The organism is Photobacterium sp. DA100, assembly GCF_029223585.1.
Lineage (GTDB): Bacteria > Pseudomonadota > Gammaproteobacteria > Enterobacterales > Vibrionaceae > Photobacterium.
On record NZ_CP119423.1, the window covers coordinates 2,854,174 to 2,870,647 of the forward strand.

At 53.3% G+C, this 16,474-nt stretch carries 9 protein-coding genes; 2 read left to right on the forward strand and 7 right to left on the reverse strand.

Annotation, left to right across the window (positions count from 1 at the left end):
* Positions 1 to 29 precede the first annotated feature (29 nt).
* The 4 genes from PTW35_RS13035 to fabB form a co-directional block, all read right to left on the reverse strand.
* Complete coding sequence (locus tag PTW35_RS13035) at positions 30 to 4,109, reverse strand: FimV/HubP family polar landmark protein (RefSeq protein ID WP_281025351.1); 4,080 nt, start codon at positions 4,107 to 4,109, stop codon at positions 30 to 32.
* Positions 4,110 to 4,521: 412 nt separating this feature from the next.
* Positions 4,522 to 5,535: an aspartate-semialdehyde dehydrogenase gene (locus tag PTW35_RS13040; protein WP_281025352.1), complete on the reverse strand. Its 1,014-nt coding sequence runs from the start codon at positions 5,533 to 5,535 to the stop codon at positions 4,522 to 4,524.
* Positions 5,532 to 6,704: a 4-phosphoerythronate dehydrogenase gene (locus PTW35_RS13045; RefSeq protein WP_281025353.1), complete on the reverse strand. Its 1,173-nt coding sequence runs from the start codon at positions 6,702 to 6,704 to the stop codon at positions 5,532 to 5,534. The genes PTW35_RS13040 and PTW35_RS13045 overlap by 4 nt, the downstream gene beginning before the upstream one ends.
* Positions 6,705 to 7,287: 583 nt before the next feature.
* On the reverse strand, positions 7,288 to 8,499 hold the full coding sequence (gene fabB, locus PTW35_RS13050; protein WP_281025354.1) for a beta-ketoacyl-ACP synthase I: 1,212 nt from the start codon (positions 8,497 to 8,499) through the stop codon (positions 7,288 to 7,290).
* A 242-nt stretch (positions 8,500 to 8,741) separates the two neighbouring features.
* On the opposite strand from fabB, the gene mnmC reads away from it, so the two are divergent.
* Positions 8,742 to 10,754, forward strand: a complete 2,013-nt coding sequence (gene mnmC / locus PTW35_RS13055; RefSeq protein WP_281027511.1) for a bifunctional tRNA (5-methylaminomethyl-2-thiouridine)(34)-methyltransferase MnmD/FAD-dependent 5-carboxymethylaminomethyl-2-thiouridine(34) oxidoreductase MnmC — start codon at positions 8,742 to 8,744, stop codon at positions 10,752 to 10,754.
* Between the two features lie 94 nt (positions 10,755 to 10,848).
* On the opposite strand, the gene PTW35_RS13060 is transcribed toward mnmC, so the two are convergent.
* From PTW35_RS13060 to PTW35_RS13070, 3 genes are all read right to left on the reverse strand, one after another.
* Positions 10,849 to 11,166, reverse strand: coding sequence for a hypothetical protein (locus PTW35_RS13060; protein ID WP_281025355.1), 318 nt, complete (start codon positions 11,164 to 11,166; stop codon positions 10,849 to 10,851).
* Positions 11,167 to 11,463: 297 nt separating this feature from the next.
* Positions 11,464 to 12,630: a nucleotide sugar dehydrogenase gene (locus PTW35_RS13065; RefSeq protein ID WP_281025356.1), complete on the reverse strand. Its 1,167-nt coding sequence runs from the start codon at positions 12,628 to 12,630 to the stop codon at positions 11,464 to 11,466.
* Between the two features lie 161 nt (positions 12,631 to 12,791).
* Complete coding sequence (locus tag PTW35_RS13070) at positions 12,792 to 14,180, reverse strand: MBL fold metallo-hydrolase (protein WP_281025357.1); 1,389 nt, start codon at positions 14,178 to 14,180, stop codon at positions 12,792 to 12,794.
* A 342-nt stretch (positions 14,181 to 14,522) separates the two neighbouring features.
* Here PTW35_RS13070 and PTW35_RS13075 point away from each other — a divergent pair, with 342 nt between their 5' ends.
* Positions 14,523 to 16,472 carry a DUF1800 domain-containing protein gene (locus PTW35_RS13075; protein ID WP_281025358.1) on the forward strand — a complete coding sequence of 650 codons (1,950 nt, stop codon included), beginning with the start codon at positions 14,523 to 14,525 and terminating at the stop codon, positions 16,470 to 16,472.
* Positions 16,473 to 16,474 lie beyond the last annotated feature (2 nt).

A 16,474-nucleotide genomic window follows, 5' to 3' on the forward strand; every position in this document is an offset into this window, starting at 1 on the left:
TTGTTCTTACCAGGATCTAGGTTCCGCTCTTATCCTTTTATCTTCCCCAGCAGGCTTTGTGCCTCAAGCTGCAGTTGGGCATCGCCGCCTTGAGCGACTTGCTCCAACAACCCACGAGCGCCTTCGCTGTCATTCATCTCGAGGTAGGCCTTGGCCAAATCGAGCTTACTGGCAAACTCCCCCTGGCTGTCGATGTCCAGATCTCCGATATCAGACAATACATCCGGGAACTCATCCAGGCCAACATCGAGATTCAGCGGCGCTTCATCCAACTCACTCTCAGACAGCCCACCATCCAAATCTTTCATCAGCTCATCGATACTGATGTAAGAGGACTCGGGCCGCTCATGCTTAGCCGGCTCTGCTGCTTGGGGCTCAGTCACTAATTCGCTGGCCGCTTCATCTATCGCAGGCAAAGGCTCCAACGCCTCTTCCGCAGCATAGATCTCAGACTCGGCACCAGCACTATCCTCAGCCATGAGCTCATCTTCATCGAAGACTGGAACATCTTCGATGTTCATCTCTGGCTGCTCACCCCAGTCTTCACCTTCGAGCTCGGGTTCAGGGTTACTCGCCGACCAAATTTCATGCTCCTCTTCCGACAGGTCATCGGCGGCGTGCGTATCAGCAGCCACCTCCTGCGAACGGCCAACCAACTGCTCTCGCTCCCAGTCCGCCTGCAGTTCAGGATCGCTGAGCAGGGCATCCATATCCAGCCCAGCCGAGTCGACAAACTCGTCACTCAACGGTCCTTCGGGAACATCAGTCGCCGGGGTATTCGGTTCAATTTTCTCCTGAACCGCTTCAGCCAGTTGATCCTGTTGCAGGCGAGAAGACTCTGCAGGCGCAACCGCCTCTTGGGCTGGCGATGACTGCGGGTTGATCCCCTGCTCTCGCTCATACTGCTCCAGCTCATACTGCTCATCGAAAGAGGCCTGCAGAGCATCATCCTCGCTAAACTCTGGCAGGCTGGCGGGATCCAGTGTTTCAAACTCAATGTCCGGGCGGCCATGCAACGAATATGGGCTGGCTGGCTCGGCCAGTATTGGATCAAGATCGACCGGCTCGCTCGCGGACTGCGCCTCAGCAGCGTCTGGCTGGTGCAGGGGCTTCTCCGCCACTTCTGCAGCCTGCTGCAGCTGGCGAACGACATTATCGAGCATAGCCTGCTCGTCATCCTCGCTCAGCGCATGCTCGCGCTCTTGCAGCGGTTCAATTTCCGGATCATTAAACGCTGCCTCTTCATCAAACTCTGGCAGCTCATCGACGGACAAAGTAGCCCTATCAATGACATTCTGCGCCAGTTTTTCACCTGCTTTTTGCAAGATCCCTTCCGGCTCAGGAGCTTCATCAAGTTCCGCTAGCAGTGTTTCCTCATCAAAAACCGGAAATTCATCGAACTCATCTACGCTTGGTTCAGCCGCACTTTGCTCTTGAACTGCAGCGGCAGGCTCTGCTTGCTCTGCAGCCGACGCTGCCTCTCGCGGAGATTGCCGCTCGTCAGGGCTCAGTGCTTCAACGCTGATCGGATCATCAACGATGACTTGCCCCTCATCCTCCAAGCCCTCGTCATCCTCCAAGCTCTCTAGCAGCTGCTCAACGGTTTGGCCAATCGCTTCAATCTCAGCACGATCATCCCGTATTGCCGAGTCCATATCAGCCGCAGCCAACAACTGCTCGATTTCATCAATTTCAGACTCAGGCTCCAAAGCCGCTTGAGGCCGCTCCTGTAACGCACTACTGTCACTATTGTTTTGTGGTGGCAACTCATCATCGGCCGTTGCTAATGGTGCGCGCCCATCAAGGTCATTGCTTTCTTCTAGGCCAGCGCTTTGGTCAAGGTCACGGCTTGCTTCTAGACCGGCACTCGCTTCTGGGCCTGTGCTCTCAACCTCTGGGCTTGCCAAGACCGCATCGTCGTGTTTTCCAGCCTCCTGACTGAAGGGCGCCTGCTGTGGCTCACCACCGCTTTCAGGCGCGGAATGCTGCTCCAGAATATCGTCAAGCAGCTCAGTGCTGTCCTCTCCGATACTGATATCGTCAAGTGCGGCAGGCTCTTCAATGCCTTCGTCAAGCAGGCCACCATCAAAGTCATCAATATCGAGATCGTCAGTATCCAGCCCTTCACCGACATCGGCCAGCAGCTCATCTAGCAGCTCTGTGCTATTTTCAGCAATTTCAATATTGTGATTGGACAACAAATCGTCCGCATCAGGCTCATCCAGCAACTCATCAAGCAGCGCCGTACTGTCCTCTTCCAGCTCAATTTCTGACGTCAGGCTGTCTTCATCATCGAGCAGCTCGTCCAGCAACGCCGTGGAACGGTCCGCTGACATATCAGGTTCGCGGTCTACCGCTTGCTCAAACATCGAGGCAAAGTCATTCTCCGCGGCAGGCGACGCCATCATCTCAATATCGGCCAGCGCCTTGTCCACCGCAGCCTGCTCTGCCGTATCTTGCTCGCTCGGCACATTACCCGCAGCGTCGTCAACGCCGACACTGTCGAACAGGGCATCCAGCTCATCTTGGCCGACCAACTGCTCAGGCTCTAGTTCTGGCTGTGCAGAAACCGAAGGCTCATTACCCTCATCAGAAGCGAAGAGGTCATCCAGCATAGCCTGATCGATAATCTGATCATCTTCCGCCGACGATGCAAGCGGTGAGTCGAAATCTAGCTCATCGCCATCGTAAGACAAGTCGAAGCTATCTTCATCGTCATCATCCGCCTGGAGAGACTGCTCCCACATCGCGGCCAACTCTTCGTCTGGATTAGACTCTGGCTTACTGTCCATTTCATCCAGTGCCCGCTCCATGTCTTCCAAGCCGATAGCCGCATCGTCGCTATTGACCGAGATACTGCTCGCCCCAAGGTTACTGCCAAGCTCAAAGCCATTGCTTTCCCCACCCGGTTTCAACTCCAGCGGGGTATCCTGGCCAAACAAGCTGCTTTCAGGATCATCGAACAGGGGCTCGTCATCACCAAACAGATCACCGATATCATCATCGTCACCCAATGTCAGGTTCGGGACACCCTCATCATCAGACAGTGTCGGTGACGGCGGAGGCATCACCGCAGCTGCGTCCTGGCCTTGCGGCGCATCTAAGGCTTTCACATCGTCTTCAGCTTCGCGCTTGCGGCCAAGCAGGAAGTAAGCCAGTAGACCGGCAATCAAGGCGCCAGGGATCAATGCCAGTGCCGCCAGCATCCACGGATTGGCAATCATGCGGTCGAACATACCGGGCTCAGGCTCAACCATTTGCGCCCGCTGCGCACGCTGCTGGTCAATAAAGCCCTTGATTTGCTCGCGCAGCACTTCATCATCGCTCAACTGCTGCTTCAGTGCCGAGACTTCATGTTGCATTTCAGCCAGGCGGACACGCAGCAGGTGATTACTTTCAAGCAGCTTGGTCATCTGCTCATCGGAGGCATCCAACTGGGCCTGGAGCACCGTCGGTTTCGCCGGGATCAACTCGCTCTTGGGCGCAGCTTCCGGCTCACGGGCCTCAACCTCGGTCACTGGCTCTGGTTTTTGCTCCGGTTGGGCAACCACGGTAGGCGCTGGCGATGCCTTTGGCGCTTGAGGCTTTGGCGCTGGGGCCGCAGGCTTAGGTTGTTGCGCCACCGGCTTCGGCTTAGGTGTTGTCACCTGTGGCTGGGCAGAAGTACGATGCTGGCTGCTGGCTGGACGACGCTGGTCGGCTTCCAAGCGTTGCTTGATGGCATCGGTATATTCTCGGCGCATTTGCTGTTCGGTCGGAATCACCAAATAGCTGCCGGGGATCAGGCCATGAATATTGCTGTTTTCAAACGCCTGCGGGTTGTTGCGGAAAATCGCCCCGATGACCTGATAGATGGAAACCTGACTATTCGGGCGGTAGCGGGAAGCAATAGACCACAGCGTCTCGTTACTGGTGGTCGGGCCATAGCGGATAGCATCGGCAGACGACGGCAGCACTGTGGCAGCCGGCAAAGAAGAGGTAGCAGGCTGTGCGCCTTGCGTTGGCCCGGTAATGCGGATGGTGTTCGCGTTGGCCGTATTAGAAATTACCGCGGTGGAAAAAATTACCGGCAGAAAAAAACGTTTTATCATCGTCGAAAGGTCAGACACTGCCTGTCATCCTCTTTGGCAGGAAAAATAGCTACGAATGAATAGCGCACTTCATGTGCACAAATACCCGCGTTGTATGATACAAGAATATTGCATGTCGGCCTATGCACAATAACCTTGAGCGTGACCGAGCCAGCCAATTGATAGTTCGGGAGCAAGGTCGCACTCTTGCCCCATGCGAACTCACTGGACTGGTATTGATAGTAGATTCAGCAAGTTGAAAATACAACATTGCTTAAACTCGCATCAACTATTCGAAAATAAAAAAGCGCCCTGCTTGAAAAAGCATGGCGCTTTGGGTTTCAAAAGATCCTAGATCCTAGATCCTAGAGGAAAGTATCCCTAAAGCTATAAAGCCAGTCCATAACCGCTTTTGCTAGGATCTAGGAACTGGTTCTTCCTAGGATCTATCTTATAGATACTCTTCGATCAGCTTCTCTGCAATCTGGACACTGTTGGTCGCTGCACCTTTGCGGACATTGTCAGCAACCACCCACATGTTCAGACCACATGGATGACTGATGTCTTCACGGATACGGGCCACCATTACGTGATCCTTACCGGTGGCATCACTAACCTGAGTCGGGTAGTCATTGCCGTGGAAGACTTCGATACCCTCTGCGTTTTCCAGCAGGCTGATGGCTTCTTCGACATGCACAGGCTGACAGGTTTCTACGTGAACCGCTTCGGCATGGCCATAGAACACAGGAACACGAACACAAGTCGGGTTAACACGGATATTATCATCGCCCAGGATCTTCTGGGTTTCCCACACCATCTTCATCTCTTCCTTGGTGTAGCCGTTATCCATGAACTGATCGATATGAGGCAGACAGTTGAAAGCAATCTGCTTGTCGTAAACATTGCTTTCCGCAGGCAGGCCGTTAAGCAGCTTGGCCGTCTGGCCCGCTAACTCATCAACCCCTTTCTTGCCCGTGCCCGATACCGATTGGTAGGTCGCCACATTGATACGCTCAATACCGTATGCCTCGTGGATCGGCTTCAGCGCCACCAGCATCTGGATAGTCGAGCAATTCGGATTGGCAATAATATTGCGGTTACGGTACTCAGCCAACGCGTGCGGGTTCACCTCAGGGATCACCAACGGCACATCGTAGTCGTAGCGGAAGCGGGAGGTATTGTCGATCACCACGACCCCGTAATCAGCTGCGATAGGAGCCCAACGCTCTGACGCTTCTGCCCCGGCAGAGAAAATAGCTAGCTGAACTTGGCTCCAGTCGAACTCTTCAACATTGGTGACACGTACGGACTTACCTTTAAAACGCAAGGTTTTGCCTGCACTACGCTCAGAAGCAAGTAAATAGAGATTGCGAACAGGAAAATTGCGTTCCTCAAGAACTTCTACAATCGTTTCGCCGACAGCGCCGGTCGCACCGAGTACTGCAATATCAAATTCCTGGCTCATGGCCTTTCCTCTACTGTAAAACCTAATTTAGCCAGCGACTCTACCCCAAAATGGGCCTCGCCCGCTACTGTAATCGCGCTATATTCCCGGCGATCCCAGTAATTTTTACGCATCCGGTCAAAAGCTGCCGCCATTTCAGGGCTTCCCGCTAGCGTTTGGCCCATTTCGCGACGGAACAAGCCATCATCACGGCGCACATCGTAGATAAGCTGGGTCAGGCTAAATAGTGTCGGCTCGTCCCACTCCTGACTCAGCGTCACCTGAGGTACCGGCGCGATCGGCAACAGGCTGGCCGCACTCACTTCCTTGGCCAGGCCAAGAAACTGGCAATAGCTGTTATAGACCATGGTGGTACCGCGTGCCTTGCCTTCCAGGCCATAACCGGCAACATGCGGGGTCGCAAAGGCCAGCAACGGCAGCAGCTCCAAGTCAACCTGCGGCTCGTGTTCGAACACATCCAGCACCGCCGTCAGCGCCTTGCCTACACCTGATTGGCTCTGCTGTAGGGCCAACTTCAGTGCCTGGTTGTCGACAACCGGGCCTCGGGCGGCATTGATCAGGATGGCGCCCGGCTGCATGCCCGCAATAAAGGCCTCATCAACCAAGTGGTGGGTTGGATAGTCCCCCTCTCGGGTGATCGGAGTATGCAGGGTGATCACATCGCACTGCGAGCGAATATCTTGTAGCGAATGAAATTTTCGGCTGTCACCCTGCTGCTCTTTAATAGGATCGTTAAGCATGTAGTCTATGCCCAACGCGTCCAGGCATTGGGCCAGGTAACTGCCGACATTGCCGGCACCGATGATCCCCACTCTCTTGTCGAAAATCGAAAAGCCCTGTTGCTGGCCGAGCACCAGCAAGCTGCTCAGCACATACTCGGCCACCCCAACTTTGTTGCAACCGGGTGCCGCAGTAAAGGTAATTCCCTTCTGAGCCAGCAAGGCTTGATCAACATGGTCCTGGCCGGCAGTGGCGGTACCAACAAACTGCAATTTGTTGGCTTTGGCCAGCAAGGCATCGTTAACCTTGGTCACCGAGCGGATCATCAACGCATCGATATCTACCAAATCCTCAGCAGTCATTATCCTGCCCGGCTTGCTGATCACCTCGCCCAGTTGGCCAAACAGCGCCTCGGCGTAAGGCATATTTTCGTCAATGAGGATTTTCATAAAACGTCCTTCGATGGTTATTTGTATATGGCAGATGCTATTGGATGTTTGGGAAGAGTCAAGGTATATGATCCTAGATCCTGGAGTCTAGTACCTAGAAGGTTCTGGGTTCTGGGTTCTGGGTTCTGGGTTCTGGGTTCTGGGTTCTGGGTTCTGGGTTCTGGGTTCTGGGTTCTGGGTTCTGGGTTCTGGGTTCTGGGTTCTGGGTTCTGGGTTCTGGGTTCTGGGTTCTGAAGAAGCGTTTACGGCTTACTATATCCAGTCAAGCTCTTCGCTCTTATTTTTTGCTCTTCCCGCTCTTCCAAGGGCCAGCTCTTCCTAGGAACTAAGCACTAGGTTCTGGCACCCGCTTTTGACCCATAAAAAAGCCCAGCAGATACTCTGCTGGGCGAAGGTCCAGGAATAAAACACCGACTGGGATCATAGACAGCTCCCGCAAAAGAAAATACTATTCACACAGCCAATGTCGCGTCTGTTTTTTAGGCACTGACTTGAGGTCAAAAGGCTAGAGCAGTCTCCGCAAAAAAACTATCTAGCTGAGTAACTTAGTCAGTGCCACCCCCTGGAAAATGACAAAAGTCGGTTAAGCTTCGTATTTCTTGATAACCAAGGTGGCATTGGTGCCGCCGAAACCAAAGCTGTTAGACATTACCGTCTTCAGCTCCTGCTCGCGTGTTTCAGTCACAATATCTAGGCCTTCAGCGGCTGGATCCAGGTTCTCGATATTGATGCTAGGCGCGATGAAGTTGTTGTCCAGCATCAAGGTTGAGTAGATCGCTTCGTGCACACCTGCCGCACCCAGTGCGTGGCCAGTCATTGCCTTGGTCGCTGAAATCGCCGGGCTGTTGTCGCCAAACAGCTCCTGAATAGCACCAAGCTCTTTCACATCACCAACCGGCGTAGACGTGCCGTGAGTGTTGATGTAATCAATGCTGTCTACATCCTGCATCGCCATCTTCATACAGCGCACAGCACCTTCGCCTGATGGCGCAACCATGTCGTAGCCATCAGATGTCGCGCCGTAACCGACGATTTCGCCGTAGATTTTCGCGCCGCGAGCCAATGCATGCTCCAGCTCTTCGATAACCAGCATACCGCCGCCACCAGAGATAACGAAACCATCACGGTCAGCATCGTAAGTACGCGAAGCTTTGGTTGGGTCGTCGTTGTACTTGGTTGAAAGCGCCCCCATGGCGTCGAACATCATGGTCAGCGACCAATCTAGCTCTTCACCACCACCGGCAAAGACCACGTCCTGCTTGCCAAGCTGAATAAGCTCAAGCGCATGGCCGATACAGTGAGCCGACGTTGCACACGCAGAGCTCATGGTGTAGTTCACACCACGGATTTTAAACGGTGTTGCCAAACACGCAGAAACGGTTGAAGACATGGTACGCGGCACCATGTATGGCCCCACACGCTTCACACCCTTCTCACGCAGAATATCCACTGCCGCAACCTGGTTGTAAGAAGACGCACCACCAGAGCCAGCTACAAGGCCGGTACGATCATTAGATACCTGATCTTCCGTCAGGCCCGCATCTTCAATTGCTTGTTCCATCGATAAGTAAGCGAACGCAGCAGCATCGCCCATGAAACGCATTTTCTTACGGTCGATATGCTCTGCAGGGACCATTTTCAGATCGCCCCAAACATTACTGCGCAGCTTCATTTCTGCAAACTGTTCAGAGAAGCTGATACCGGATTTACCCGTTTTCAATGACTCCAGCACTTCTTTAACGTTGTTACCAATGCTGGACACAATACCCATGCCTGTAATTACGGCTCGTTTCATGATGAATTCCTACTGTCATTTATACCCAAATAACCTCAGCCAAAACAATCATCAACCTGAGGTGACTTGGGTATAACGCTGACGATAATAACGGGTTTAGCCGCCAAAAGTGGTCAGCTTTCCTGTTGATCAGGTACAATCCTCGGCAATAACCAACTATGAGGCTTCGCCCCTTGTCTGATAAAGCCCAACAGTCACCTGACTCAACCACGCCTTCCGCCAGCCAAACCACCTCGGCAAAAATCGAAAATGCCGTACTGGACTGGAATGAATCAGGCACCCCTGTTTCCAATGACTTTGACGATGTCTACTTCTCCAACGCCAATGGTCTGGAAGAAACCCGCTACGTCTTCCTGCACCAAAACGGCTTACCAGAACGCTGGCAATCGTTCGACCGCCGCCGTTTTGTAGTGGCCGAAACCGGATTCGGAACCGGCCTCAACTTCCTAGCCGTCTGGCAGTGGTTCAAAGCATTTCGTCAGGCCAACCCGGAAGCAACCACCAAAGAGCTGCATTTCATCAGCTTTGAAAAATTCCCGGTCACCAAAGACGATCTGATCAAGGCCCACCAATCATGGCCGGAGCTGGCCGAGTTTGCCAGCCAACTCCACGCCCACTACCCGCCAGCCGTGGCCGATTGCCACCGCATCGTGCTGGAAGATGGCATGATCACCCTCGACCTGTGGTTTGGTGATATCAAAGACTGCATGCCACAAGTATGGACGAATAATGACGGCATCGTCGATGCGTGGTTCCTCGATGGCTTTGCCCCAAGCAAAAACCCGGAAATGTGGAACCAAGATCTGTTCAACGGCATGGCCAAACTCGCCCGCACCGGCTGTACCACCGCGACCTTCACTGCCGCCGGTTTTGTCCGCCGCGGCCTGATCGAGGCCGGTTTTGACATGAAGAAAGTCAAAGGCTTCGGCACCAAGCGCGAGATGCTGGCCGGCAGTGTGATTGAGCGAAAATACGGCAGCAACGTCAAGCCATGGTACAAGCGTCAGCCAGCCTGCCTGGCGAATGAACATCAAGACAACAGCATTGCGCTCATTGGTGGCGGTGTCGGCTCGGCGACAACGGCACTCGCGTTAGCGCGCCGCGGCATCAAAACCACCCTCTACTGTGCCGACGAACTGCCTGCAGAAGGGGCTTCAGGAAACCGCCAGGGGGCCGTGTACCCGCTACTCAACGGCTCCAACGATGCCCTGTCGCGATTTTTTGCCCCGGCGTTCCTCTATGCTCGCCAGTTTGTCGAGCAAGCCGCCGAGATAAAGTCATTTGCCCATAACTGGTGCGGTGTCACCCAGTTGGCCTGGGATGACAATGCCACCAGCAAGCTAGGCAAGATGATGACAGGCGGCTTCCCTGAGCTGCTAATTCGTCAATTAGACGTTGAACAAACCGAGCAGGTAACTGGCGTGGTATCGGGCCACAGCAGCGTCAACTACCCGCTTGGCGGCTGGCTATGCCCGCAGGAACTCACCCGCGCCTTGATTGAACAAGCGCAGGAAATGGGTTGGCTTGAGCTGAAGACTCAAACCGATATTCAGCAGTTAAACCAACAAGAGAACGGCAGCTGGCTGTTGGCCGATCAACACGGTGAAAACTACCGACACGGAACCGTCATTGTGGCCAACGGCCACCGCTTTGCCGAATTCCCGCAGACCAAGGACATTCCAGCTTACTCTGTTCGCGGCCAGGTTAGCCATATTCCGACCAACCCAACACTAAACCCGCTGAAAACCGTGCTCTGCTACGATGGCTACCTCACCCCGGTCAATGCCGCCGGAGAAAGCCACTGTATCGGTGCCAGCTACCGCCGCGGCAGTACCGACTTGGCCTTCAGCCCGGAAGAGCATGCCGACAACAAGCAGCGTTTGGTTGACTGCCTGCCTGCAGCAAGCTGGCCGCAGGACATTGATATGTCGGCGGAACAGGCGCGTGCTGGCGTTCGCTGTGCCAGCCGCGACCACCTGCCGTTTGTTGGCGATGTGTGCCAATATGACAGCTTGCTCGCGCAATATGCCGATCTGAAGAACCAGCAGGAAAGTGCACAGGACGTGCCGGTTTACCCCAACCTCTACGCCATGATTGGCCTGGGTTCACGCGGACTGAGCTCTGCCCCGTTGCTCGGCGAACTGCTGGCCTCGCAGATTTGCGGTGATCCTCTGCCGCTGCCAAACAGTGTGCTGGAAGCATTGCACCCGGGGCGGATGTGGGTGAGGAAGTTAGTAAAGGGGAAGAAGGTTTAAGAACCTAGAAAAAGCTTGGCTTGCAAGTGATGTGAGCCAAGCTTTTTAGTGCTGGAGCAAGCTCAAACTAATGAGACCGCAATTCCAAGTGTCATTAATCAGCTTGAACGGTAACCGGAGGAGCTGGATCGTCACCGCCGCCCGAGTCTGACAGGGCAACACCAATTACGACTGCCGCCGCCCCCACCGCCAATACCGTCGCGGTGATCCCCCCGGCCGAGGCCGCAAACGCGGTATCGATGCCTGCCGCCTTACCGGTTTCCTGGCTACCCGCCTTCATAGAGGCATTAGCCTGCTGCGAAATCGCCGTTGGCTTGGACGCAGAGGTGTTGGTAGAGGTCGAGTCTGCCGCAAAAGCAGTAAGGCTAATCAAGCCCGATAGAACAATTGCCGCCAATGAAAATTTCATCATTACTATCCCCAAAGCGCAACATATGATTATTGATATGTCTGTAAGTATAGTTGGGGTTAGCAATCTGGGAGGACGTCTTGAGAATAGTCTTGAGAATGAGAACCTTGGGTCCTGGGTCCTGGGTCCTGGGTCCTGGGTCCTGGGTCCTGGGTCCTGGGTCCTGGGTCCTGGGTCCTGGGTCCTGCAGAAATATTGCCAGAAAAAGGAAGAGGGCAAAACTGCTCTTAGCTCTTCCTGTTCCTCCTAGGACCTGCTATTCCTAGTTCCCGTTCTTTCTAGGAACTAGGAACTAAAATATTAATCTGCCCCGAACAAGTCGCGGGTGTAGACTTTGTCAGCGACGTCGGCAAGCTCTTCAGTCATGCGGTTGGAGATAATCACATCGGAAACTTGCTTGAACTCTTCAAGGTCAGTCATCACTTTGGACTGGAAGAATTCCTCTTCTTTGAGCACCGGCTCATAAACCACAACAGGTATCCCTTTGGCCTTGATACGCTTCATGATGCCCTGAATGGAAGACGCGCGGAAATTATCTGAGCCCGCTTTCATGATAAGGCGGTACACACCGACAACTTCTGGCTTTTTCGCAATAATGGAATCGGCAATAAAATCTTTGCGGGTACGGTTTGCATCGACAATGGCGCCGATAATATTGTTAGGTACCGACTGGTAGTTCGCCAACAATTGCTTAGTGTCTTTCGGCAAACAGTAACCACCATAGCCAAACGACGGGTTGTTGTAATGATTACCGATACGAGGGTCCAAACCAACCCCTTCGATGATCTGGCGGCTATCGAGGCCATGCGCTTCCGCGTAAGAGTCCAGTTCATTGAAATAAGCCACACGCATCGCAAGGTAGGTGTTGGAAAACAACTTCACCGCTTCTGCTTCAGTTGAATCAGTGTAAAGCACCTCAATATTTTCTTTCTCGGCGCCTTGCACCAACAAGTTGGCAAAGACTTCTGCCCGCTCGGACTTCTCTCCCACAATAATGCGAGATGGATACAAGTTGTCAAACAGTGCGCGTCCTTCGCGCAAAAACTCCGGCGAGAACATCAAGTTGTCACAGCCTAACTCTTGCTTGATACGCTGGGTATAGCCAACAGGCACTGTCGATTTTATCACCATGACCGCGTTGGGATTGATAGCCATCACATCTTTGATGACAGCTTCAACCGATGAAGTATTGAAATAATTGGTCTTCGGATCATAATCTGTCGGAGTAGCGATTATCACGTAATCCGCGTTCTCATAAGCCGCATGCTTATCCGTTGTCGCCGTTAGGTTCAATGGTTTATCTGCCAGATATTCGGAGATCTCTTTATCTTCGATAGGAGAAACCGAACGGTTAATCAGCTCAACCTTTTCCGCAACAATATCTAATGCAACCACATCATTGTGCTGCGCCAGCAGCACAGCATTTGACAGGCCAACATACCCAGTACCCGCAACGCTAATTTTCATTACTCAACCTCGATTACTTCAGTGCACTTATAATCACTTACATCCCTCAGCATGTAATTATATAAATCGCAATCCTTTAACTAATAAAGCTTTAATAGCCCGCATACTACCTTATAAGGTGTATACAGCATAGCAGTAACTAAAGCACTTAAGAGTCCAGATCAAACCGTGGCGGTAATTTGTTCAGCCGAGATCACCACCTCGCATTCGGGTTTTATCTCCTCGAGCCACTGTGCCAGTGCCTGTTGGGCAACGAGCTCACCGTGGACAAGGTGAATTTTCTTTGGCCCCTGCTCAATATTTTCAACGAAGCGTATCAAGTCATGTTGATCAGCATGAGCAGAATACCCAGAAAGGCTATGAATATTGGCTTTCACCTCAATTATCTGACCGTTTATTTCAACCTGTTTAGCCCCCTGGGAGAGTCGATACCCCAGCGTTCCCTTTGCCTGATACCCCACCAATACAACATCCGTGCGGGCATCAGGGAGTAATGCCTCAAGATAATTCACTATCCTGCCCCCCTGACACATACCGCTGGCCGCCACCACTATTGCCGGGGCATTGGTTGATTGCAGGCGGTTCACGATAGCCTGGTGCTGCTGGTGAGACTGGACGGTAATGCATTGCTCAAACGACAGCGGATGCCGTCCCATGCTTTTGCGGCTAACCGCTTCTTTTTCCCAAAGACGGTGGAACAGATCGTATTGCTCAGTCACCTTATCGGCCAGGGGAGAATCTAGAATAATCGGCAGCTCTTGCCAGGCCATACTTTCATTGTTGATCTGTAGCAGCGGCATAAAAGCATCGGCAATTAAGCTTTCGATATCATACAGCAATTCTTGGGTGCGACCGACACTAAAAGCCGGGATCAATATCGTCCCGCCATCGAGCAGCGATTGCCTGATGATCTGCTTCAGGCTATCACTTCGCTCAGCCTGCCGCTGGTGCCTTCGGTCACCGTAAGTACTCTCGAGTACCAGGACATCCGCCCGTTTGGGTGATGTCGGATCAACCAGCAAAGGTGTATTGGACGGTCCGAGATCGCCCGAGAACACCACCACTTCACGGCTAGGCAGCACCACTTCGACATAAGCCGACCCCAAGATATGTCCCGCCTGGCGAAAGTACAAGGTTAAGCGATCGCCACTTGGCAAGGTAACGGGGGCCTGACAATCAAACGGCACAGGCCGCAGCAAGCTTTTGACCAGCGTCAAAAACTTGCTGCGCTGATGTTTGTTGAGGTTGAGCTGGATTTTCAAGCCATCATCCAGCATTAGCGGAAGCAAAGCCGCTGTAGCCTCTGTCGCATAAATCGGGCCACGAAACCCGGCAGCAAGCAACCAGGGAATGCGTCCGATGTGGTCTATGTGGCAATGGGATAAGGCCAAGGCCTGGATATGGTCAACCGGGAAGTCAATATTCAGAGAAGCCGACGCCTCTTCACCCTGAAACAAACCGCAATCAACCAAAATGCCATACTGCTCCCAGCGCAGTTCATGGCAAGAGCCAGTAACACCGTTATAAGCACCGTGATGAATTATCTGCATATGCAAGTTCCCTAATAATCCTTAGGGAGATCTTCACTAAATCACAATACTACTACAGCATTTCACCTAGCAAGTCCGACTGAGTTCACGAAAAATACTGATAACAATCAACTCAAGTGCATGAATTACCAAGCTGAGCTGAAGGTATTGTCGATTCAGCCACCACTTAAGCCTACTCATAAATATACATCTTGATAAAAGCACCTCTCTGACATCATGAAAGCACTTCCCCGCCGTCAAATGTGATACCCAGCCCAGACATTCACACCACCAATAAAACATCATCACCTGCTGCATATTGCCTGCTAAAAATTACATAAATAACTAAAAAAGGAGGCAGCAATGCAACGATTTAAGGCTAGCTCATGGTTATGGGTCAGCATCCCTATTGTCCTATCCGCCCCCGGCCATGCAAAACTCGAAATTCCCTCAAATATTGAGCCACCGAGAGGCGTTGTCGGTGAAAAGTACCGCTGGGTGATCCCGGTAGACTACGATGGTGAAGCAACGCTAAGCTGGTCCAGCGAAAACCTACCCGATTTTATCTGGGTCAATGGCAACGGCGTGTTCTGGGCCAAACCATGGGCTGACCGTATGCCCCCTCCAGGCTCAGAGGGGTATTACCCAGGCGTGACCTTTACGGTAACCGACGGCACCGAAGCCAGTACCTACGGCCCCTTCACCTGGATAGTTGAACCTAGTAACAATACCTCGGGCAATTTGGCCTACCCCCGTATCGATCCCCTTTCGCCAGCACCGGTTCTACCCGAGATTTCGCTGACGACCGAACAAGCCGCATCACTGCTGTTCCAGGCCACCTTCGGCCCGAAAGTCGGCGAACCAGCAGCACTGAGCGCCAGTGGCTTTGAGCTATGGTTTGACGAGCAGGTGGCTACCGAGCCCAGCTATCATTTGCCCCGCTACGACAGTTATCTTGCCTATGGTGCCGATGACAGCGCTAAAACCCGGTATCGCGTCTGGTGGGACAGAAGTATCAATGCGCCGGACCAGCTACGCCAGCGCATAGCCTTTGCCCTCAGCCAAATACTGGTAGTATCGGAAAAGGATGCGACACTGAGCCAGCAGCCCCGCCTATTAACCGACTACTACGACCTATTGATCGAACACGCCCTAGGCAACTACCGCGCCTTACTGCTCAATGTTTCTCGCCACCCTGCCATGGGATACTACCTGACGGCCATTGCCAGCCAGCAGGAGAACCCGTTCGCCGGCATTCGCCCCAACGAGAACTACCCCAGAGAATTAATGCAGCTCTTTACCATCGGTTTGGACGAACTGAAGCCTGATGGTCGCCCCTATCGGACAGCTGCCGGAGATCCGATAGCCACTTACAGCGAAGCCGATATCGGCGAATTCTCACGGGTATTGACCGGCTGGCACCTTGCGGGGAACAGCGACTGGGACGACCTCAGCAACGGCGAACTCTTTGCCGCCATGGCACCCAACGAGGAGCGTCACGACAGTGGTAGCAAGCAGGTCATGGGACTGGCTTTTGCCGCAGGCCAGTCGGCGGAGCAAGATCTCCAGCTCGCCATCGACATCTTGTTCAACCACCCCAATACCCCAGTGTTTGTAAGCCGAATCCTTATCCAGCGCCTGGTCACATCCAACCCCACGCCTGAATACATCGAGCGGGTTGCCAGCGCCTTTCGCAACAACGGCGAAGGAGTTCGCGGCGATCTCGCCACCGTCGCCAAAGCGATACTGACAGATCCCGAGGCCCGCAACGGCGAGGCTCACAAACTCAAAGAGCCGCTTATTGTCATGACCAATCTGGCCAGGGCGATGGCCATGCGCGGCAACCTTGATGGCTATTACCGGGATATCAATACCGCCGAAGCCTACGGTCAAATTCCTCTCGGCTCGCCATCGGTGTTCAACTTCTACCGTCCTGAAGACGTGCCCGATGGCAGCTTGAAAGAGGCCGGTCTGGCAGCCCCCGAGTTTACGGTGCTCAACACGTCAACCTTCAAGCCGCTGTTGAACACCCTCCACGATGTGATTGCCCAGAATAAAAACTACGACACCCCGGAAGTCGATGAAAACAACAAAGTCGATATTTCGGCTTGCTATGCCAACAGCCATGTCTCCAAGTTCGCCGAACAAATGGCCTACCTCGAACAAACCTTTTACCACCGCCCCATTAGCGACACCATGCTTGCTGCCTACCGCCAGTTCACCGACTCCATCGGCTCCAGCAACGGGCGTATTCGCTGTAAAGGAATGATCTGGCTTACCGTCACCTCACCAGAGTATTTGGTCCAGGAGTAACG